Source organism: Microbacterium hydrothermale (assembly GCF_004854025.1).
GTDB lineage: Bacteria > Actinomycetota > Actinomycetes > Actinomycetales > Microbacteriaceae > Microbacterium > Microbacterium hydrothermale.
Map to the genome: position 1 here is coordinate 15559 of NZ_STGM01000013.1, position 20124 is coordinate 35682.

Below are 20124 nucleotides of genomic sequence, written 5' to 3' on the forward strand. Positions count from 1 at the left end.
CGCGATTTGCGCAAGAGGCCCGGGTACCCGCGGGGGAAGCGTGCGGGGCGGGCATGACGAACGCCCCGACCCGACGGGCCGGGGCGTTCGCCGGGGCACGTCAGGGAGTGACCATGCCGCCGTTGACGTTGAGCGTCTCGCCCGAGACGTAGCTGGATTCCGCGGATGCCAGGAAGACGAACGCCGGCGCGATCTCGGCCGGCTGCCCCGCGCGCTGGTAGGTGCTCTCGTCGTCGAAATGCTCCATCTGATCGTCGGAGACGCCCTGGCTCACCTGCAGCGCCGACCAGGTGGGACCGGGGGCGACGACGTTCACCCGGATGCCGCGGGACGCGAGCTGCTGGGCGAGGCCCTTCGACAGGTTGTTGATCGCCGCCTTCGTCGCGGCGTAGTCGAGGCGATCCGGCGCGGGCACGTAGGCCTCGAGGGAGGCGGTGTTGATGATCGTGCCCCCCTCGGGCAGGTGCGCGAGAGCGGCCTTGGTGATCCAGAACGGGGCGAACACGTTCGTGCGGAAGGTCTGCTCGAACTGCTCGTCGGACAGGTCGTCGACTTTCTCGACCATCACCTGCTTGCCCGCGTTGTTCACGACGATGTCGAGGCCGCTGAGCGCCTCGGCCGCGTGCGAGACGAGCTCGCGGCACGCGCCGGGATCGGTGATGTCGGTCGCGATCGAGACGCCCGTGCGGCCGGCATCCCGGATCTGCTCGAGGATGTGGTCGGCGTCGCGCTGCTCGTCGGGCAGGTGCACGATCGCGACGTCGGCGCCCTCGCGGGCGAACGCGATCGCGACCGCACCGCCGATCCCGGAGTCGCCGCCGGTGATGAGCGCCTTGCGCCCGGTCAGCCGGCCGAGTCCGCGATAGGTCTTCTCGCCGAGGTCGGGCACCGGGGTCATGTCGGCCTGAACGCCGGGCTCGGGCTGGTGCTGAAGAGGCGGTTCGACGCGGGCGTAACGCGTGACCGGATTGTCGAAGGTGAACTGGTCGCGATCGGAGGTCATGCGTCGACGGTAGGCACCTCGCCCTCCGGGGGGCATGGCCTTGACGGAGTCCGGCAGAGGGACTCAGCGGCTCGTGGTCACCCGCATGCCTGTGGTGACGTGGCGGCGATTCCCTCTCCCGGCCGGGCCTACTGTCACGACGTGTCTGCCTCGAATGCCTGCTCTCCCCTCGACAGCGACGATCCCCGAGCCGATGCGGGGTCGGTCCCACCCCGCGTCGTGCTCCACCTGGTCGACCGATCGACAGGCGGTGTGCCCGTGGCCGTGCGCGGATACATCGCTCACACGCCCCCGGGCTTCGAGCACGTCGTCGCCTCGACGCACGCCGACGGCGCCCCTGCCGCTGTATGGACGGAGGGCCACGGAGCGGCCGTCGTGCGACACCTTCATTGGGACACTTCGTCGCCGCTGAAAGCCGTCTTGTCGTTGCGCAGAATGATGAACACCGTGCGGCCCGATGTGGTTCACGCGCACTCGAGTTTCCCCGGTGTGTACGCCCGGGTCGTACCCGTGGGCGGCGCGCGTCTGGTCTACACACCGCACTGCTTCGCATTCGAGCGACGCGACGTGGGCCGCCCGATCCGATCGCTCTACCGGTGGATCGAGCGATCTCTGCGCCGCCGCTGCGACCTTCTCGCCGCAGCGGGGCCGGGGGAGGCGCTCACGGCCGCCGGACTCGGATACGACCCTGGCCTCCTCCGAATGATCCCCAACGTCCCCTCGGTGCGCCGCTCAGAGGAGGAGAAGCCTCGAACGGCGTCCGCTTCGACGACGATCACGGTCGGCATGCTGGGCCGGTGGGCTCCGCAGAAGGACCCCCGCGCGTTCGTCGATCTGGTCTCGGCCCTCCGCCGGGAGTTGCCCGGGGTGAACGTGCGGGCGAAGTGGATCGGAGGAGGCGACGGGGGCGTCGAATCTCCGAACGGTATCGAGATCACCGGGTGGAAATCTCCTGAGGATGTCGCTCGAGAGCTCGCGGGCCTGGATGTCTACTTGCATACCGCCGCGTGGGAAGCCGCGGTTGCAATCGCGGTGCTCGATGCATTCGAGTGCGGCATCCCGATCTTGGTTCGCCCGATCGCAGCCATGCCCGCCCTCCCTCCGCAGGTGCGCACGGACTCCGGGCTGCAACCTCTCATCGAGGCGACGCGGGCCGGCCGCTTCGCCCTCTGGGCGGAGGAGAACCTCGAACAATGGGATCGGTACCTCGGTGATTCCTTCACTCCCGCCGCCCAGCGTGCTGCGCTGCATGCAGTGTGGGGGTAGTGCTCCTCACCACCGCGCCATCTTTGCGATCGATCGGTCGACGACTTCGGCGACGCGGTGTGCCGAGACATCCCAGCTGAAGCGGGCCTCGTTCTCTCGACCGCGTCGAGCGAGATCGGCGCGGAGAGCGGGGTCGCGATCGATCGTCTCGAGACCACGACGAATGTCGTCCTTGTCGTGCGGATCCACCCAGAGAGCGCTGCCCCCCAATACCTCGGGTAGCGCCGACGAACGAGCCGCGACGACAGGGGTCCCCATCCGCTGGGCTTCGAGCGGAGGGATGCCGAACCCCTCGTAAAGAGACGGAAATACGAACGCCGTGGCCCCTCGGTACAACCGCATGAGTTCTTCGTCGTCGACACGGCCGAGCGCCCGAATGCGTGAGGAGGTCTCCGCCGGTGCCGAGGACTGGAACACGTGTGCTTGTTCCCCGACGATCAGCAAACGTTGGATGTGGGCGAAGCTGGCGTCATCGAATGCGGAGACGAGCGCATCGAAGTTCTTGTGGCGGTTGGGAGACGAGACGGCGAGAAGGTAGGGCACCCCCTCGTCGTGCACGGGGCCATCCGCGTCGAATTCGGGTGAGACGGCATTGGAGACGACGGTGATGCGACGAGGGTCGGTGCCGAAACGCGAGGAGATCTCGGACGCGGAGAACTCACTGACGGTGAGGACGTGAGCACTGTTGCGCAGGAGCCGCGGCGTCATGAACGCATAGAGCAGGCGGAACGGTCGGGAGAAGCTCTCGGGATGTTTCGCCCAGATGATGTCGTGAACGGTGATGACGTGGCGTCGGTAGTGCACGGGGCCGGTGTTCGCCAAGCCGAGTAGAAGGGGGCAACCGATCCGTCGCAGGTAGCGGGGAAGAGTCTGTTGCTCCCATCCGTGGCCCCCCTGGCGCCCCACCTGGACGATGTCGGCGCCGATGTCAGCATCGATCAGATCGCCGGGAGGGGCGATGACGGTGAGTGGTCGGACACGCGCGAGGGCACGGGTGATCTCGCGGGCGAATCGTTGAACGCCGGTGGGGGTATGGGTGAGGAACCTGCCGTTGACGACGAGCGGAATGGGGGTGGATTCCACGGGGACTGCTTTCGATCGGGAGCGATTGGAGCCGGATCGATGGTGGCTTCTTCTGAGAAGTGGTTGTGCTCCCCTTTGGCGGCCGACCGCGCGATCAGGGAGGTGGCCGTTGCGTGAAGGCGGATGACGCGGGCGAACGCGGGGAACAGAATCGGGCCCGGTACTGCGAACGTCGACTCTTTCCTTCACTCCGATCCTCACCCAGGGGTGAGGATCCGGTAGCCCTGTCGTTGGTGGCCGGTGGCCGGGAGGCAGCACGGCACGATGGACCGCGACGGCCCGGAACGAGGCCGAGAAGGACAGTCATGGGCCACATCGTTCTCGACGCGCGCGCGTACTTCACGACGACCGGGCGTTACATCCGCAACCTCGTCAACGGCCTCGCCGCGATCGAGAGCGACCATCGCTTCACCCTCTTGCTCCCCCCTGAGGGGATCGCGCAATGGACTCCGCCGTCCAGTCGTTTCCGCGCCGTGCCATCCGCCGCGGCGTTCTTCTCTTTGAATGAGCAGACTCTCCTCGCCCGCCAGATCCGGTCGCTGAAGCCGGATCTCGTGCACTTCTGCATGCAGCAGCAGCCGCTCTGGATCGGCGTGCCTCGCATAACGACGTTCCATGACATGACCCTGCTGAAGATCCGCAACGCGAAAAAGCCCCTCGCCGTTTCGCTCCTCCGACGTGCAGCGGGGTGGGCGGCGTTCACGGCCGCGGCGCACGTCGGGAGAGCGAACATCGTGGTCAGTCGCTACAGCGGCGATGACCTGCGCCGCTTCACCGGGGCGTCGCCCTCGAAGACCGTCTTGACGTATCCGGCCGCAGACGTGGTCGCCGCTGCAGCTGAGCGGGTTGCACTGCCGTCGGGGCGATTCGTGCTCTTCGTCGGCAATCAGGTGCCCTACAAGAACCTCGAGCGTCTGGTGGACGCGGTGCGCCTGGTGCGACGCGAACATCCCGACGTCCATCTGGTGGTCGCCGGGCGTATCGACGACGATGGACGGCGCATACTCGACCGCCGACCCGAGATCGCGCAGAACGCCCACTTCACCGGGTACGTCAGCGACGGCCAGCTGAGGTGGTTGTACGAGAATGCGAGCGTCTTCGCCTTCCCCTCGTTCTTCGAGGGCTTCGGTCTGCCAGGACTCGAGGCGATGCGCCACGGCTGCCCCGTGGTGAGTAGTTCGGCCACCTGCCTGCCAGAGGTATACGGCGATGCGGCCCTCTATTTCGATCCCGAGCGGGTGGACGAGATCGCGTCGGCTCTTCGCCGTGTGTTGCTCGAGCCTGCTTTGCGAGGCGACCTCGTGCAACGAGGGCATGAGCGGGCGGAACTCTACTCATGGCGGCGTATGGCGCGGCAGACGCACGACGTTTACGAGCGGTCTTTGCGCGGACGGTGAGTCGGGAGCCCGTCTGCGAGGCGGGCCCCGAGTTCAGCGAACCTCGTTCCCGGGAAGGGGATAGCTCTCTCCCAGACGGTTGCGCAGGCCGTCCATACTGGCACTCCAGATCGCACCGAAGACCTTCAGACGGCCGACGGCGAGGGCAGCCACGAGAAGAAGCCCGAGCCGGACCGCCGCGTTCACCCCGAGGCGGACGCGCGCGGATCGGGACCCGCGGGACTGCACGGAACTCAAATAGGCGGCATTGCGCGCCTGATACTTCACGCGCCACAACTGTTCTTCGGGCGTGCGCAGTACCCGCGGGACGCGGATGAGCCCGCGAGCTGGTTCTGCGCTTCGACGCCAATCCACGGTGTCGTGGATCTCGATGTCGAGACAAAGTCGGAGATCGACGCCAGCCGATCGCAGGGAGGCGGAGAACGCATTGTCGTCGCCGTAGAGCACCAGTTCGGAAGGTGGAAGGATGCCGAGAGCAGCGACCTCGGCGGGCAGGAACGTGCCACCCCACATCGTGTTGCCCAGAGGAACGAGACGTTCGCGGGCCCGTGATGTCTCGAGCTGCTCCCGGGAATCGTCGGCGGTGCGTCGGACGCGGAAGAGGTCGGTGCTGGCGAACGCACCGGGTCGGAGCTCGGCGAAGAGCTCCTCCGGCGGGAGCCCCTCCCGAAGCAGACTGTGGACCGGATTGACGGACCGGAAGCAGGCCAGCGCCGTGGGAGCCGCGCCGCGTTCGTTCAGGGTGGCTGTCACTGCGCGCAGACGATCGATCGCCCCCGACGGGAGGGGATTGTCGTCGTCGAGGATGAGCACCGGCGTACGACGGCGGTATCCCGCACTCAGCCCCTCGGCGAATGCCGGGGCGGAACCCCGGTTGCGATCGAATACGATCAGGTCCACTCGAGAAGGGTGCTTTGCCGCGAGCGTCCGCACATTCCGGAGGGTGTTCGCGGACACGCCGTTGCACACGACGATGAGATGCGTGCGCGGGTCACCGAGCACGGACGCAGCGGTCGCCGCCAAGCCCACCTCCCATCTGTCGGCATAGGTGACGGTGACGACGGTCAGGTCGTCCGGGTTCGGCGGAGTCGCAGGGGTGCTCACCCTCCCCGTTGTAGACGACGATGCGTGAACGACCGATCGGGCGGGAGGCTGTCGTCGACAGGGAACGCGGGGGGCCGCGGCGCGGCGCGTGCGCCCGTTGGGGGAGGCGATCATCACAGAAATCACCTACGTGCACCCGAAGTGTCACCAGCAGCGGGCGAAGTGCCGACCGACATCCGACCCGTCACCAACCGGTGAGGGTTGCGAGGTGTCCACGATCCGTCCGTGCCCGATCGCATGAGGTCGCTCTCAGCCCGCCTCTTCGGGTTCGGCTCCCTCCCCCTTCTCGCATCCCTCGCTCCGCTCCTGCTTCTCGGGATCGTGACACGATCTTGTTCGATCGAGCAGTGGGCTGCGCTGAGCGTCGGTCAGGCAGTCGGGTCGTTCGCCACGTCCGCTGTGATGTTCGGCTGGCAGGTGGTTGGTCCACCGGCCATCGCCCTCGCGAAGACGGAGGAGATTCGCGCCGGCGTCTACGCGTCGAGTTGGTGGATGAGGTTGCTGCTCCTCATCCTTGTCACCCCGTGCAGCGCCATCCTCGCGGCTGCCCTCTCGCCGCCGGAAACTGCCGCGCTCGCCGCGATCATGTGCGCGTCAGCGGCGCTGTCAGGGCTGTCCATGACGTGGTACGCGATCGGCCTCGGGCGTCCCGGACTCATCACTGCTTACGAGGTCCTGCCGCGGCTGTCGTCTCTTGCCATCGGTGCTGCGATGGTCGCCGTGACCTGCCGGGCGATCTGGTACCCGGCCTGCGCGATCCTGGGCGTCGTGGTGGCGCAGATCCTCTTCCACCGCAGCCTTTTCTCGAGGTTCTTCCCTGCACCGCCGGGGCGCGAGGCACTGCGCTCCGCAGCTCGGCTGAGCGTTCCCGGTGCCGGCGTGATCCTCATCGCGGGGGCTCGATCGGCCGCGCCCGTTCCGGCGGCCACCTTCGTCGGCGACGCCGGACAGGTGGCGCTACTCTCGTCGGCTGACCGGTTGTACCGCTATGGGTTGTTCAGCGCGTCGGCGCTCGGCGATGCGCTGCAGAACTGGGTGCTCGAGGATGCCTTACGAGGGCGGCGGCACGCTATCGCAGTCGGGCTTCACATCGTTCTCGGCGTCGTCGGCGGACTGCTCCTCATCTGGGCAGGGCCGCTCGCCTCCCGTCTCCTGTTCGGAGACCATCTCGAGGCGCCGGTCACCATGTTCATCGGCTATGCCGCGGCCTTCTTCTTCGTCTCGGTCGGAACGCCGATCGTTCGCAACGTTCTCGTTCCGCGCGGCCGAACGAGGGTCGTGTTGGTCTGCGACATGATCGGACTGTCATGTGGCGCCGCCGCTGCTCTGCCGATGATCGAGAAGTTCGGGTGTGCCGGCATCCCACTCGCCCTTGCCGTGGCCGAAGGGGTCGCGGCATCGGGCTACGTGCTCATGGCCCTCCGCGCCCGGCGAGTCGGCGCGGACGGCGATCCGATCGGCTCCACGACGACCTCCTGACGATGGAGTACCCCGAGGGGTCTCGGCAGGAGCGACCCGACGGCCAGAATCATCAGGGGGAGTTGCCAGAGCTGCTCGTCGAAGGAGAATCCCATGACGGCGACGAACGTGCCGATGCCGATCGCCAGTGCGCCGCCACGAATCGACCACGAGAGGACGGCGCAGAAGAGGATCACGGCGAGCAGGCCCGAGAGCGCGAACAGCGAGATGTAGGTGTTGTCGAAATAGACGAGGTTGCGCGCGCCTCGCACGATGCCGGAACGGAAGAGTTCGGCGGTCGCTCCCGCACCCCACCCGAACCAGCGGAGCGTCTCATCCTGGCTCCAGAGATTCGACCACGAACCGGTGACGAGTGTGCGGTGGATGAACGACACCGAGGATTCGAAGCGGCTGTCGAGCGCCAGGAGCTGAGGCAGGTTCACGAGCAGAGCCAGAACCGCGAGGATCCCCGCTCCGGCGATGAATGGGAGTAGTCGGTGCCACCGCACGTTCGCGAGGGCGTAGGCCAGGAGAGCGGCGATCAGGGCGACCGCGGCGCTGCGTGTGCCGGAGAGGACCAGTGCGATCAGAGAGACGGCGACACCGATCCCGTAGCGGCGTCGGCGGTATTGGAACGCCGCGTGGGTGAGGATCAATCCCGAGAAACACGCGAAGAACCCGAACGGGATCGGGTGTCCGAACGAGCTCTGCGATCGTCCCGCGAGAGACGGCACGAGGACGTTCAGCCGGTCCTCGATGGTTTCGAGCGACTTCTCTCGCAACTGCCAGACGGCGCCCACCGCGTTGATCTGTTCGAGTGCTGCGTAGACGGTGTGCGCGATGACGAGAACGAGCACCACGTCCGCGATGATTCGCAGGTCTGATCGTCGAAGCAGCGGTACCACCAGCGCCAGCGCACCGACGGTGATGAGCATGCCGACCTGGAGAACGACGGATCTGGCGGAGAACTGCCCGACGATGCGCGCGGCCGACCACGTCAGAAATGCCAGCAGGAGCGCGACACCGACGCCGCCCGGTAGGCCGACGGACGCGGTGCTGCGCACCCTCGCGATCAGGCAGACCCCGACCGAGATCGCCATGGCGGAGATGGCGACCGTCTGGTCGGCGACCGCCATCACCGGTACGAGGGTGGTCATGACGATGACAGAGCCGACCGCGCGGACCGCTACTTGATCGGGGACGGCGCGGAAGCACATCCAGAAGCTGGTCAGACCGACGAGGGCGACGAGGGCGCCCGCCCAGGTCATGATCGCGCTCCCTTCCGGGCGGCGAACCGGCCTGGGAGCGCCTCGCGTAGGCCGCGGATCAAGCGGCGCCGACGTGCCCGTCCGGGGTCTTCGGTCGGATCGTCCGCCTTGCGGGCCGATGCCAGTGCCACCTCGTCGGAAGGCCAGAGCACCCCGATCGCCGCCCGATAGCGTTCCCTCCGGGGAAGAGAAAGCAGTGCCACCGCGTATGCCTGCCAGCGAGTCGGCTGGGTACGCCACTTCCAGTCGCGCGGGACGCCCTCATCGCGCCAGTCATCGTGCCCGGTGAGCGCGCGCAACTGGGTTTGAAGGGCAGGAACCGCCCCGAGCTCGCGGGCGCGTTCGAGAGCGGCCCGGCCGCCCGCCTGCAGAGCGGAGAGCGCGCTGGCGGATGCCGCCGTCGCCCGAGCGCCGTCGCCGGGACCGGGGCGTACCGCATTGACGGCGGCGATCACAGCGTGGGTCGCGGGGGAGGGGACGCGCGCCTCGACGCCCGCATACCGCAGCGGGACGGTGTCCTCGCGGACGAGGTGGAAGGCGCGATCGTCGTCGAGCGTCAGTCCGGGAATGCGCCGGTGGATGTCGATCTCGCATCCCCACCCGCTCGGCAGCATGGCAGTGCTGTGGGGGACACTCGTGCCCGCCCACGGGTCGGGGGCGCGATGCCATCCCCACTCCTCGAGCGCTCTGGCGAGAACGTCGACGTCCGATGGATGGCACCACACGTCGATGTCCCCGGAATGTTCGCGAGTGCGCAACCCCTGACGGTGCAGGGCCGGGCCTTTCACGAAGACGCACGCAACTCCGCGCTCCCGGGCGACGTGGTGGACCACCGCATAGAGCAACTCGTGGATCGGCGAGGACAGAGCCGGGACCGGCACGGTCGAGACGACGGCGGGATGGTTCGGTTCGGTGGTGGCCAAACCCGCGGACGCCATCTCGCTCACGAGCTGAGACTCGGCGGCGGTGAGAGTGTGGGCGGCCACCGGCTGCGTCTCGACCAGTCGCCGCCAGAGCGACGCCGCGGGCTCGACGAGACAGAGGGCGACGCCTGGGCGAGTCGGTGCGACGAGGATGTCGCCGGCAGGGGGGAAGCCCGGGACGGCGCGAACGTCGAGGGCTCCGAAAGCGATCGGCATCCACCCCACAGCGGGAGGACGTTCTGCAGACATGGGTGCTCCTGAGCGTGCGGGGGTCGACCTCACAGTCTCGCCCGCGGTGCGCTCCGCCGAGACGCGCTCCGGTCCTCCGCCGCGATGCGTGCGGGCGGTTCGCGCGGAACCTCACCTGCCCGCCGGGTGATTGTCACCCGATCTCCGCGATCGGAGATTTTGCGTCAGCGCACGCCGCCCCGATCCACCAATCGCGTCGGCACGAGGTGGGTGTGCGAACCGGTCGCCGGGGCGGCGGCACGGCGCAGCAGCGTCTCCGCGGCGTGACGTCCCAGGTCGGCGACGTCGTAATCGACGACGCGGATACGACGGGGGAGCAGGTGCGACAGCTCGAAGTCGTCGAAGCCGGCCACGTCGACGTCCGCTCCGCGCGGGAGGATCGCCTCGAGCACGCCGATCGTGATGCGGTTGTTGGCGCAGAACACCGCGGTGGGCGGATCGTCGCTGTCGAGCAGGCGGAGCATCGCGTCGCGGGCCGCGGCGGGGGTGTGCAGCGCGTCGACGACCCACGCGGGGTCGGGCTCGCGCCCGATCGCGGCGTAGGCCTCTTCGACGCCGGCTCGACGTTCGACCATCGTGTAAATGCCCGGTGCGTCGAGCAGCACCGCGATGCGGCGGTGACCGGCGGCCAGCAACTCGGCGACGGCCGCGCGCGCGCCGCCGCGGTTGTCGAGCAGGATCGTGTCGGCGGGGATGCCGGTGCCGGGACGGTCGAGGAAGACCACCGGAGTGCCGAGTTCGACCTCGCGCTGCAGGTAGGCGTGGTCGTCAGCGGTCGGCACCACGATCAGGCCGCCGACCTGACGCTGGCACAGGTCGAGGGCGAGGGTGCGTTCGTTCGTGGCATCCTCTTCGCTGGATGCCATGACCAGGTGCATGCGCTCCCGGGAGGCGACCGAGGATACGCCGGCGGCGACCGCCATGTAGAACATGTTCGACAGATCGGCGGCGATGAAGCCGATCGTGTCGCGGTCGCCGGAGCGCAGGCTCGCGGCGAGGGCGTTGCGGTGGTAGCCGAGCCGCGCGACCGCGGCCAGGACGCGTTCGGCCATGGCCGGGTCGACGTGCGGTTGGCCGTTGATGACGCGCGAGACGGTTTTGAAGCTGACGCCCGCCTCGGCGGCGACGTCGACCATGGTCGGCCGGCCGGTCTTGCGCATGCGTCTCCTCGGGTGATGCCGTCGGGAGCGGCATCCTCCGAGCATAGGGATCGACCGGGGCGCGGTGCCATCCGGGGCGGTGCCGTCCCCGAACCCCGCCCGCCGGCCTCGGGCGACGCCGACTCTCCCTGGAAGACGAATGTCCACGACACGCCGCATCTCGGGGAGGGGAGGCGGCGTGTCGTGGACACTCACGAGAGGGTCAGAGAGAAGGAGCGACCAGGGTGCCCGTCTCGTGGGAGGCGATCGCGGCGGCGAACAGGCGGTGCGTGAGAGCGGCCTCTTCGGGGCGGACGCAGCCGAAGCCGTCGCCCAGCTCGCCCACGTACTCGGCGAGGAAGGCCGCCCACATCTGCAGGATGGCATCCGAGAATCCGGACTCGAAGTTCGGACCCGTCACCGTGGGCCACACCGACTGGCTGCCCGCGTCGACGCTCTGCCAGCTCTGCTCGCGGCCGACGCCGGGCACGTCGACGAAGGCGAACACCTCGACCTGCTTCGGGTTCTTGGTGCTGAAGCGCACCCCGCCCGACATGCCGATGGCCTCGAACTCCCACGTGTTCTTCTGGCCGGGCGCGATGCGCTTGGTCTCGGTCGTGAGTGGGAACGGCGCCCCCTCGTGACGCGCCCACGAGTGGATCACGGCGTTGTCCCACGTGTCGCAGGGCTGCGGCGAGCCGTCGGGACCCGGACGCTCGGTGACGATGTCCTGCAGGATGCCGACGACCTTCTCGGGCGTCCAGCCCAGGCGCAGCGGCACGTGCCAGGTGTGCATGCCGAGGTCGTTGAGCACGCCCGCGTCGCCGCAGAACTGCTTCTGGCGCTTCCAGTTGAGGGGCTTGTTCACGTCGATGTCGCTCGAGTGCAGGAAGGTGCATTTCGCCTCGACGATGCGGCCCAACGCTCCGGAGCGCACGTAGTCGACGGCCCACTGCGCGCCGGGGAAGAACGGCATCTCGCTCGAGACGCGCACGAACGACTGCGGGTTCTCGTCGATCGCGGCCACGACCGCGTCGGCGGCGGCCCGGTCGATGCCGAACGGCTTCTCGGCGAGCAGCGCCTTGCCGGCCTTCACGGTGTCGACGTACAGACGCTCGTGCAGGTCGTGGCGGACGGCGATGTAGACGACGTCGACGCGGGGGTCGGCGAGGAGCTCGTGGTGGTCGGTCGTCGTCAGCTGGACGGTGTCGATGCGCTCGAAGAATTCCAGCGCCGCGGGGTTGATGTCGCACACCGCGACGAGCTCGGGCTCGGCGGGGTGGTCGATGAGGGCGGGCCAGCGGCGCAGCGCCGCCGCGATCTCGCGGCCCATGAGGCCGCCGCCGATGATGCCGACGCCGATCTTCTTGCCGGTCATGCGGCACCGCCGATCAGGGTCAGCGCGTCGTCGACCGAGGCGTTCTCGTGCACGACGGCCATGAGCGCGGCGGTGATGCCGGCCGGATCGCGGTGCTGGATCACGTTGCGGCCGTAGACGATGCCGCGCGCGCCCTGCTCGAGCACCGCCTGCGTGCGCTCGAGGAGCGTGCGGTCGTCGACGCGACCGCCGCCGCGCACGAGCACGGGGGTGTCGCCGGCGGCCTGGATGACGCGGTGGTAGTCGCCGATGTCGTCGGTCGGGTCGGCCTTGATCAGGTCGGCGCCGAGCTCGCGGGCCTGGCGGACGAGGGTGACGACCTTGGCGGTGTCGCCGTCGACGCCGTAGCCGCCGGAGCCGGGCTTGGTCTGCATGACCAGGGGCTCGATCATGAGCGGCATCCCGTACTTCTCGGCGTCGGTGCGGAGCGCCAGGATCGAGCGGATGCACTGCTCGCGCACCTGGGGCTCGCCGGGCAGGTCGAGCAGGTTCACGCACACCGCCACGGCGTCCAGGCGCACGGCGACCTCGATCGCGTCGGGGACGTGGATGCTGTGCAGGGGTGCTTCGAGCGGGTCGTTGTAGACGTTGGCGATGTCGGTGCGCAGGACCAGGCCGGGCTTGTTCTTGCCGGGGACGGACTGCAGCAGCGGGGCCTGGCCGAGCGTGAGCTGCACGGCGTCGGGTCCGGCGTCGACGAGGGTGGCGACGGTCTTCGCCATGTCTTCGATGCCGGTGAGGAACGAGGGCTCGTGGAACGCGCCGTGGTCGACGGCGACGTCGAACGCGCGACCGGAGCGGGCGTTGAAGAGGCGGTTGAGGCGGGGTTTCGACATGGGGTGTGGGTCTCCGAAGCGTCGTGTCGGGGCGCGGCTCTGCGCTCGACGGTCAGTATGCGGGGAGCAAGACAACGTTGTCAATCACTGCTACCGTGAGGCGCACCACGGCGAGGAAGGCGGGGGCTCATGGGCGAGCTGTACGGGCGATCGATCGACGAGGCGCTCCGGCGCGCGGGCTCGACCGCGCAGGTGGCGTCGGTGGAGCAGTCGCTTCGCACCGACGGTCCGGATGCCGGCACCCGGCGCGTGCGCATCGTCGCGGGCGACCTCGACGTCGAGCTGCTGCCCGACCGCGGTCTCGACCTCGGGCAGGTGCGCCACCGCGGCGTTCCCCTGGCCTGGGTGTCGCCGACCGGGTGGCCTCGGCCGGGCGCCGCGGGCTTCGGGGCGTCGTTCGGGGGCGGGCTCGTGACCACGTGCGGCCAGCTGTCGTTCGGGCCGCCGTCGGTCGACGCCGAGGGGGCGCATCCCCAGCACGGGCGCTACAGCGGGCTCTCGGCATCCATCACCCGAGCCGAGGTGCGGGCGGATGCCGTGATCGTGGAGGCGACCGTCGTGGAGGCGGCGGTGCTCGGCGCTCACCTCGAGCTTCGGCGGAGGGTGCGCGTGCCACTCGGCGAGGGGCGCATCGAACTGCGCGACGAGATCGTCAACCGCGGCTCGAGGGCGGTCGAGCCGATGGTGCTCTACCACGTCAACCTCGGGTGGCCGCTGGTCGACGCGGGCACCGTGCTGCGCTCGCCGGCGGAGCGCGTGCACGCCCGGGACGCCGCGGCCGAGGCGGGGCTGGCCGGATGGGCGGAGTTCCCGGAACCGGCCGCGGACTACCCCGAGCAGGTGTTCCGTCACGAGCTTCCGGCCGACCGTCGTGTCAGCGCCGAGGTGGTCGCGGCGTCGGGGCTCGGCATCCGGATCTCGTTCGACACCGCGCAACTGCCGGCGCTGTTCCAGTGGCGGGTCGCTCAGGACGACGGTCTCGTTCTCGGGGTGGAGCCGGCGACGGCGGCGACGATCCTGGGTCGCGCCGATGCGCGGCAGGCGGGCCTGCTGCGTCCGCTCGCTCCCGGCGGCTCTCGGGAGCTCGGCCTCGACATCGATGTCATCGGATATCGAATCGAGACTTGACAACGTTGTCCGCCTGACCTCAGGATGACTCCATCGAGGCCCTCCCCGGGTCCTCCCGTCCGAATGACAACGATGTCGGAGATGCGATGACGCACGACGAGCAGGTGACCGCGACAGCGGTCGGCGAGGCCCCCGTGGCCCGCCCGCGCGCCCGCCTCATCGACGTCGCGACCGCCGCCGGGGTCAGCCCCAAGACGGTCTCGCGCGTCATCAACGACGAGCCCGGCGTGCTTCCCGGCACCCGGGACAAGGTGCTGCAGACCGTCCGCGCCCTTGGCTTCGTGCCCGACCGCAGCGCTCGCGAACTCAAGCGGCAGGCGGCCGACACGATCGGCATCCTGATCGACGCGATCAGCGACCCCTTCTTCGCCGCGTTCGTCAGCGTGGTCGAAGAGCTCGCCGTCGCCGAAGGGCTCAGCGTCATCTTCGCCAGCACCGGCTACGACGCCGCACGCGAGCGCACCCAGCTCGACCGTCTGACCGGTCACCGCCTCGCCGGTCTCGTCGTCGCTCCCGTCGCGGTGGGCGCGGTGACGCTCGCGGGACTGCGCACGCGCTTTCCCGTGGTGACCGTCGACCGCTCGCGATCGGGCATCGACGCGGTCGTGATCGACGACTTCGGTGCGGCGGCCGAGGCCACCGCGGCCCTGCTCGCCCACGGACACCGTCGCGTGGCGTTCATGGGCGAGGACGTGCCCTACCCCACCGTCAGCGACCGCCTCGCCGGCTACCGCTCGGCCCTCGAGGCGGCGGGAGTCGCCTTCGACCCCTCGCTCGTGGTCACGCACGAGCGGTTCCGCGCGGGGGAGGCGGCCGAGGCCTCGCGACTGCTCGAGCGCGACGACGCCCCCACCGCGCTGCTGTGCGCCACGAGCCTCGCCGCGATCGGCACCGTGCAGGCGATCCGCGCCCGGGGCCTGGCGATGCCCGCGCTGATCTCGTTCGGCGACTTCACCCTCGCCGAGGTGCTCGAACCGGGCATCACCTACGTCGACCACGACCCGCGCCTGATGGGGGCGGCGGCCTTCCGGCGCCTGCGCGAACTCGCCCTCGACCCCGACGCCGAGCCCACCCGCACCGTCGTGCCGACGCGCCTCGTCGCGCGCGGATCGGGCGAGGTGCCGGTCGCGCCTCGCGGCGCCACGGCGCGCGGCACCTCCTCCAACGGCCACGCCCTGATTCCCACCGCCGCGCCCGCGGCGCTCGCCCCCGTCCACCTCGAGCCGGTCGGCGCCGTCGCCGCCTCGGCCGTCGTCCCCCTCGGAGCCCCCTCATGAAGCCCGTCCTGCTGCCCCCCAACCCCGTGCAGCACTTCTACCTCGGCGGCGACCGCATCGCGGCGCTGCGCGGGATCGTGCCCGAGACCGACCGTCAGCCCGAGGAGTGGCTCGGCTCCACCGTGTCGCGCTTCGGCTCCGACGAGATCGGCCTCGCCGTGACCGACGAGGGCGCGTTCCTACGCGATCTCGTGAGCGCCGACCGCGCCGCCTGGGTGGGAGCGCGAGGGGGACGGGATGCCGCGGATCTCGGCATCCTGGTCAAGCTCCTCGACGCGCGACAGCGCCTCCCCGTGCACGTGCACCCCGACCGCGCCTTCGCGGGCGCGCACCTCGACTGCCCATACGGCAAGACAGAGGCGTGGTTCGTGCTCGAGACCGAGGACGACTGCGCCGTGCACGTCGGCTGGAACCAGGACGTCGACCGCGACGAGCTCGACCGGCGCCGCGACGCGCAGGACAGCGAGTGGATGCTGTCGCGCATGAACCGCGTGGTCGTGCGACCCGGGATGGGCGTGCTCGTCCCCGCCGGTACCGTGCACGCGATCGACGGCGGCATCTTCGTCGCCGAGGTGCAGGAGCCCACCGACTTCTCGATCCTGCTGGAGTGGTCGGTCACGACCTCGACGCGTGAGGAGTCGCACCTCGACCTCGGCTTCGACGCCGTGATGCCCGCCGTCTCGACCGCGAAACTGGATGCCGCCGCCCTCGACGCCCTGATCAGCACCGCCGGCACCACCGCTCCCGGTCCCGCCTTCCGCTCGCTCATGCCGGCGGCCGCCGATCCCTATTTCCGCCTGTTCGACGCGGCGGGCGACACCGCGGGCGACGCCGCGTCGCTCGACGCCGGCTTCGCGGTGGTGCTGGTGCGCGAGGGCTCCGGTGCGCTCGTGTCCGACGCCGGGACCGTCGAGGTCGAGCGCGGTCAGGTCTACGCCGTGCCCCACGCTTTCGGCGCCTGGCGGCTGACCGGCGCGGCCGAGATCCTCGTCGCCGCCCCCGGCGCCGGCTGGCCCGCCACCCTCCGCGGGGGTGACGTGCGATGAGCGACTACGTCGTCGGGATCGACATGGGCTCCACCAGCACCAAGCTGCTGGTGTCCACCCCCGACGGGCACCAGGTGCTCGTCGTGAGCCGTCGGTCTCCGTGGACCAACCTCGACCACGGGCAGGCCGAGATGACCGCCGCCCAGGCGATCGCCGTCGTGCACGAGCTCGCCGCCGAGGCCGACACCCGCCTCGACGAGGGCTACCGCATCGTCGCGCTCGGCGTCTCGGGAATGGCCGAGGCGGGCGTGCTGCTGGATGCCGCGGGCGAGGCGCTCGCGCCGATCATGGCCTGGTTCGACCCCCGGGGCGCCGCGCAGATCGCGGCGACCCCCGCGGACTTCCGCGCCGAATTCCCCGGCCGCACCGGACTGCCGGTGGGGCCGTTGGCATCCGTCTCGAAACTGCTGCACCTGCGCGACACGGGGATCGCCCTCGCGGGCACCACCTTCCTCAACGTGCCCGAGTTCGTCGTGCACGCGCTCGGCGGCCCGCGCGTCGCGGAGTACTCGCTCGTCTCGCGGACCGGTCTCATCGACCAGGACGACAGCACCCCGTGGCAGGCGGCGCTGGACGTGCTCGGCGTGGACGCCTCGATCCTCGGGAGGCTCGTCAGCGCGGGCGAGGCCGTGGGGACGCTGAGCGACCCCGACATGCCCGCGGGTTTCCAGGGGGCGGCGCTCACCATCGCCGGTCACGACCACCTCGTCTCGGCGGTCGCGGCCGGAGCGACCCACACGGGTCAGCTCTACGACTCGATGGGCACCGCCGAGGCCCTCGTGCGCGTGCTCGACGACACGCTGCCGTTCGCCGCGCGCGAGCGCCTCGCCCACGCGGGCATCAACTGCGTGCGTCACGTCATCCCCGGCAAGTACGTGCTGCTCGCGGGGACCAAGTCGGGCCTGCTGATGCGCCGCGTGCTGCAGCTGCTCGGGATCACGGATGCCACGGGCCGCGCCCGCGTCGACGACGAGACCATGGCGCTGCCCGTGGACGGAACCGTCTCGGACGCCGGTCTCGCCGTCTCGGGGGCGCGCAACGACGACGGAGTGCTGAAGATCGTCGCCCAGAGCGACGGACTGAGCCCCGCGGAGCTGTTCGCCGCATCCCTGCGCCACGGCAACGACATGCTCGCCGAGTGCATGGCGGTGATGGACCGCGAGGTCGCTCCGCCCACCTCGACCGTGCTCACCGGGGGGTGGTCGTCGATGGCATCCGTCGTCCGCTCCCGCTCCGCGCTGCTGCCCGAGGTCACCGTCTCGACCCACGACGAGGGCACCGCCTACGGGGCGGCGCTGTTCGCGGCGTTCGCCGTCTCTTCCTCCTCTTCTTTCGAGGACGTCGCCGAGGCGTTCCTCTCTTCCTCTCTCCTCACTACGGAAAGGAGCTGACGATGTCGTCAGTCACAACGGCCACGCCCGTGCTGCAGGCGCGCGGTCTCTCACGGCAGTTCGGTCACGTCCGCGCCCTCAACAACGTCGACTTCGAGGTCTACCCCGGCGAGGTCACGGCCCTGATCGGCGACAACGGCGCCGGCAAGTCCACGCTGGTGAAGGCGCTGTCGGGAAACCTCGCGGTCGACGAGGGTGAGATCCGCTTCGACGGCAAGCCGATCGAGATGACCAACCCGCAGGTGGCGTCGTCGCTCGGTATCGAGACCGTTTACCAGGACCTCGCCCTCGCCCCGCACCTCGACCCGGTGCAGAACATGTACCTGGGCCGCGAGATCCGCCGGCCCGGGATCGCCGGGGCCCTCGGCTTCATGAAGACGAAGGACATGGCGAAGGCCTCTCGCGCCGCGTTCGACGAACTCGGCGCGACCGTGCGGTCGCTGTCGTCGCCGGTGGGGGAGATGTCGGGCGGTCAGCGTCAGGCGATCGCGATCGCCCGGGCTGTGCACTGGGCCGGTCGCCTCGTCTTCCTCGACGAACCGACCGCCGCCCTGGGCGTGCGTCAGACGAAGAACGTGCTCGAGACGATCCGCCGCGTGCGCGACAAGGGCATCGCCGTCGTGCTGATCTCGCACTCCATGCCGCACGTGATGGAGGTCTGCGACCGCATCCAGGTGCTGCGCCTGGGGACGCGCGTCGCCAACATCTCCGCGAAGGACACCTCCATGGAAGAACTCGTCGGGCTCATGACCGGCGCCGTCACGAAGGACGACTCGAAATGAGCACCACCACGCCCCCCACCGAGACGGTGGCCATCGGCACGTTCGAGGACACCAAGCCCAATTTCTTCGTCGGCTTGCTGAAGGCGCAGGCCTTCCAGATCCTGCTCATCCTCATCGTCATCGTGCTGATCTTCAGCGCGCTCGCACCGGACTCGTTCGCGCAGTGGTCGAACTTCCGCCTCATCATCCAGAACGCCTCGATCCTCGCGGTCCTCGGCGTCGGCATGACCTACATCATCATCACCTCGGGCATCGACCTCTCGATCGGCTCGGTGCTCGTGTTCTCGGGCGTCGTCTCCGCCCTGACGATGCGCGCGCTCGGCGGAGAGGGCTGGGGAGTGGCCACCGTCGGCATCCTCGTCTCGATCTTCAGCGGCGTGTGCTGGGGCCTGCTGAACGGCTTCCTCATCGCGAAAGCCAAGATCCCGCCGCTCATCGTCACGCTCGGATCGCTCGGCATGGCGCTGGGTCTCGCGCAGATCCTCACGGGCGGCGTCGACATCCGCGACGTGCCGACCGTGCTCACGGTGTCGATCGGCTACGGCAACGTGTTCGGGTCGCTTCCGATCATCAGCGTCATCGCCCTCGTGGTGGTCGTGATCGGCGCGGTGGTGCTGCACTTCACGAAGTTCGGCCTCTACACCTACGCCGTCGGCTCCAGCGAGCTCGCCGCCCGCCGCGTCGGCGTCAAGGTCGACCGCCACCTCATCTCGGTCTACACGCTGTCGGGGGCGCTCGCCGGACTCGCCGGCATCCTGGCCCTCTCGCAGTTCTCGACCACGGCGATCGCGGGGCAGTCGCAGACCAACCTGAACGTCATCGCGGCCGTGGTGATCGGCGGGACCTCGCTCTTCGGCGGCGTGGGAACGATCTTCGGCACCGTGGTCGGCCTCTTCATCCCGGCCGTCCTGCAGAACGGCTTCGTCATCACCGGCGTGCAGCCGTTCTGGCAGCAGGTCGCCGTCGGCGCGGTGCTGATCACCGCCGTCTACGTCGACCAGGTGCGCCGCACCGCCGCGACCCGCGGCAACACCCAGAGCCTCTGGCGCAAGTTCGTCAGCGGAGGACGCCGCGGCTGAGCGCCCGGCATCCGGAATCAACCAAGAGAGAACAGGCAATCACAATGCAGTGGAACAAGAAGGTTCTCGCGTTCGCCACCCTCGGCGCCGCAGCCACCCTCGTCCTCGCCGGGTGCTCCGGCGGCTCGTCGTCGGGATCCGCGTCCGGCGGTTCCGACGGGGGTTACAAGATCGCGTTCGTGCAGGGCGTCGCCGGGGATGAGTTCTACATCTCCATGCAGTGCGGCATCGAAGCCGAAGCCAAGACCGAAGGCGCCACCGTCACCACCCAGGGCCCGGAGAAGTTCGACCCCACCCTGCAGAAGCCCATCGTCGAT

17 protein-coding genes and 1 pseudogene are annotated in these 20124 nt (G+C 69.5%); 10 read left to right on the forward strand and 8 right to left on the reverse strand.

Annotated elements, in window-relative coordinates:
• Positions 1–100: 100 nt before the first annotated feature.
• A complete protein-coding gene (locus tag FB047_RS16540; RefSeq protein WP_136588306.1) occupies positions 101–1003 on the reverse strand; it encodes an SDR family oxidoreductase in 903 nt (300 codons plus the stop codon).
• A 252-nt stretch (positions 1004–1255) separates the two neighbouring features.
• Between FB047_RS16540 and FB047_RS16545 the strand changes: the two genes are divergently transcribed.
• Positions 1256–2269, forward strand: coding sequence for a glycosyltransferase (locus FB047_RS16545; RefSeq protein ID WP_167494277.1), 1014 nt, complete (start codon positions 1256–1258; stop codon positions 2267–2269).
• 6 nt (positions 2270–2275) lie between these two features.
• Here the strand turns inward: FB047_RS16545 and FB047_RS16550 are convergent, their stop codons facing one another.
• Entirely contained in the window at positions 2276–3352 is a 1077-nt protein-coding gene (locus tag FB047_RS16550) for a glycosyltransferase family 4 protein (protein ID WP_205823099.1), read from the reverse strand.
• Positions 3353–3657: 305 nt separating this feature from the next.
• Here FB047_RS16550 and FB047_RS16555 point away from each other — a divergent pair, with 305 nt between their 5' ends.
• Positions 3658–4749: a glycosyltransferase family 4 protein gene (locus tag FB047_RS16555; RefSeq protein WP_136588308.1), complete on the forward strand. Its 1092-nt coding sequence runs from the start codon at positions 3658–3660 to the stop codon at positions 4747–4749.
• A gap of 33 nt (positions 4750–4782) precedes the next feature.
• Here the strand turns inward: FB047_RS16555 and FB047_RS16560 are convergent, their stop codons facing one another.
• A complete protein-coding gene (locus FB047_RS16560) occupies positions 4783–5853 on the reverse strand; it encodes a glycosyltransferase (RefSeq protein WP_167494278.1) in 1071 nt (356 codons plus the stop codon).
• A 225-nt stretch (positions 5854–6078) separates the two neighbouring features.
• Here FB047_RS16560 and FB047_RS16565 point away from each other — a divergent pair, with 225 nt between their 5' ends.
• Entirely contained in the window at positions 6079–7332 is a 1254-nt protein-coding gene (locus FB047_RS16565; RefSeq protein WP_136588310.1) for a polysaccharide biosynthesis protein, read from the forward strand.
• Here the strand turns inward: FB047_RS16565 and FB047_RS16570 are convergent.
• The 5 genes from FB047_RS16570 to FB047_RS16590 all read right to left on the reverse strand — a co-directional run bounded on the left by FB047_RS16570 (position 7257) and on the right by FB047_RS16590 (position 13104).
• Complete coding sequence (locus FB047_RS16570) at positions 7257–8579, reverse strand: O-antigen ligase family protein (RefSeq protein ID WP_136588311.1); 1323 nt, start codon at positions 8577–8579, stop codon at positions 7257–7259. The genes FB047_RS16565 and FB047_RS16570 overlap by 76 nt on opposite strands.
• Complete coding sequence (locus FB047_RS16575; RefSeq protein ID WP_240752884.1) at positions 8576–9517, reverse strand: nucleotidyltransferase family protein; 942 nt, start codon at positions 9515–9517, stop codon at positions 8576–8578. Before FB047_RS16575 ends, FB047_RS16570 begins: the two co-directional genes overlap by 4 nt.
• A gap of 398 nt (positions 9518–9915) precedes the next feature.
• The gene (locus FB047_RS16580) at positions 9916–10911 is read right to left on the reverse strand and encodes a LacI family DNA-binding transcriptional regulator (RefSeq protein ID WP_205823101.1); all 996 of its coding nucleotides are present in this window, start codon (positions 10909–10911) and stop codon (positions 9916–9918) included.
• A gap of 202 nt (positions 10912–11113) precedes the next feature.
• Positions 11114–12268: a Gfo/Idh/MocA family protein gene (locus FB047_RS16585; RefSeq protein ID WP_136588313.1), complete on the reverse strand. Its 1155-nt coding sequence runs from the start codon at positions 12266–12268 to the stop codon at positions 11114–11116.
• Positions 12265–13104 (reverse strand): class I fructose-bisphosphate aldolase, encoded by an 840-nt coding sequence (locus FB047_RS16590; protein WP_136588314.1) that lies wholly within the window; start codon positions 13102–13104, stop codon positions 12265–12267. The genes FB047_RS16585 and FB047_RS16590 overlap by 4 nt, the downstream gene beginning before the upstream one ends.
• Before the next feature lie 129 nt (positions 13105–13233).
• On the opposite strand from FB047_RS16590, the gene FB047_RS16595 reads away from it, so the two are divergent.
• From FB047_RS16595 to FB047_RS17125, 7 genes and pseudogenes are all read left to right on the forward strand, one after another.
• A complete protein-coding gene (locus FB047_RS16595) occupies positions 13234–14232 on the forward strand; it encodes an aldose 1-epimerase family protein (protein ID WP_136588315.1) in 999 nt (332 codons plus the stop codon).
• Positions 14233–14318: 86 nt separating this feature from the next.
• Entirely contained in the window at positions 14319–15509 is a 1191-nt protein-coding gene (locus tag FB047_RS16600) for a LacI family DNA-binding transcriptional regulator (protein ID WP_136588316.1), read from the forward strand.
• Positions 15506–16555 (forward strand): class I mannose-6-phosphate isomerase, encoded by a 1050-nt coding sequence (locus FB047_RS16605; protein ID WP_136588317.1) that lies wholly within the window; start codon positions 15506–15508, stop codon positions 16553–16555. The genes FB047_RS16600 and FB047_RS16605 overlap by 4 nt, the downstream gene beginning before the upstream one ends.
• On the forward strand, positions 16552–17946 hold the full coding sequence (locus FB047_RS16610) for an FGGY-family carbohydrate kinase (protein WP_136588318.1): 1395 nt from the start codon (positions 16552–16554) through the stop codon (positions 17944–17946). Before FB047_RS16605 ends, FB047_RS16610 begins: the two co-directional genes overlap by 4 nt.
• A 2-nt stretch (positions 17947–17948) precedes the next feature.
• Positions 17949–18728, forward strand: a complete 780-nt coding sequence (locus tag FB047_RS16615; protein WP_136588319.1) for an ATP-binding cassette domain-containing protein — start codon at positions 17949–17951, stop codon at positions 18726–18728.
• Complete coding sequence (locus FB047_RS16620; protein ID WP_136588320.1) at positions 18725–19807, forward strand: ABC transporter permease; 1083 nt, start codon at positions 18725–18727, stop codon at positions 19805–19807. Before FB047_RS16615 ends, FB047_RS16620 begins: the two co-directional genes overlap by 4 nt.
• A 44-nt stretch (positions 19808–19851) precedes the next feature.
• A pseudogene (locus FB047_RS17125) lies at positions 19852–20124 on the forward strand (hypothetical protein); the annotation flags it as partial.

Coding starts and splice junctions, on each gene's coding strand:
- FB047_RS16540 (WP_136588306.1), bottom strand. CDS start 1,003: ATGACCTCCGATCGCGACCAGTTCACCTTCGACAATCCGGTCACGCGT.
- FB047_RS16555 (WP_136588308.1), top strand. CDS start 3,658: ATGGGCCACATCGTTCTCGACGCGCGCGCGTACTTCACGACGACCGGG.
- FB047_RS16570 (WP_136588311.1), bottom strand. CDS start 8,579: ATGACCTGGGCGGGCGCCCTCGTCGCCCTCGTCGGTCTGACCAGCTTC.
- FB047_RS16575 (WP_240752884.1), bottom strand. CDS start 9,517: ATGGCGTCCGCGGGTTTGGCCACCACCGAACCGAACCATCCCGCCGTC.
- FB047_RS16580 (WP_205823101.1), bottom strand. CDS start 10,911: ATGCGCAAGACCGGCCGGCCGACCATGGTCGACGTCGCCGCCGAGGCG.
- FB047_RS16585 (WP_136588313.1), bottom strand. CDS start 12,268: ATGACCGGCAAGAAGATCGGCGTCGGCATCATCGGCGGCGGCCTCATG.
- FB047_RS16590 (WP_136588314.1), bottom strand. CDS start 13,104: ATGTCGAAACCCCGCCTCAACCGCCTCTTCAACGCCCGCTCCGGTCGC.
- FB047_RS16595 (WP_136588315.1), top strand. CDS start 13,234: ATGGGCGAGCTGTACGGGCGATCGATCGACGAGGCGCTCCGGCGCGCG.
- FB047_RS16600 (WP_136588316.1), top strand. CDS start 14,319: ATGACGCACGACGAGCAGGTGACCGCGACAGCGGTCGGCGAGGCCCCC.
- FB047_RS16605 (WP_136588317.1), top strand. CDS start 15,506: ATGAAGCCCGTCCTGCTGCCCCCCAACCCCGTGCAGCACTTCTACCTC.
- FB047_RS16610 (WP_136588318.1), top strand. CDS start 16,552: ATGAGCGACTACGTCGTCGGGATCGACATGGGCTCCACCAGCACCAAG.
- FB047_RS16615 (WP_136588319.1), top strand. CDS start 17,949: ATGTCGTCAGTCACAACGGCCACGCCCGTGCTGCAGGCGCGCGGTCTC.
- FB047_RS16620 (WP_136588320.1), top strand. CDS start 18,725: ATGAGCACCACCACGCCCCCCACCGAGACGGTGGCCATCGGCACGTTC.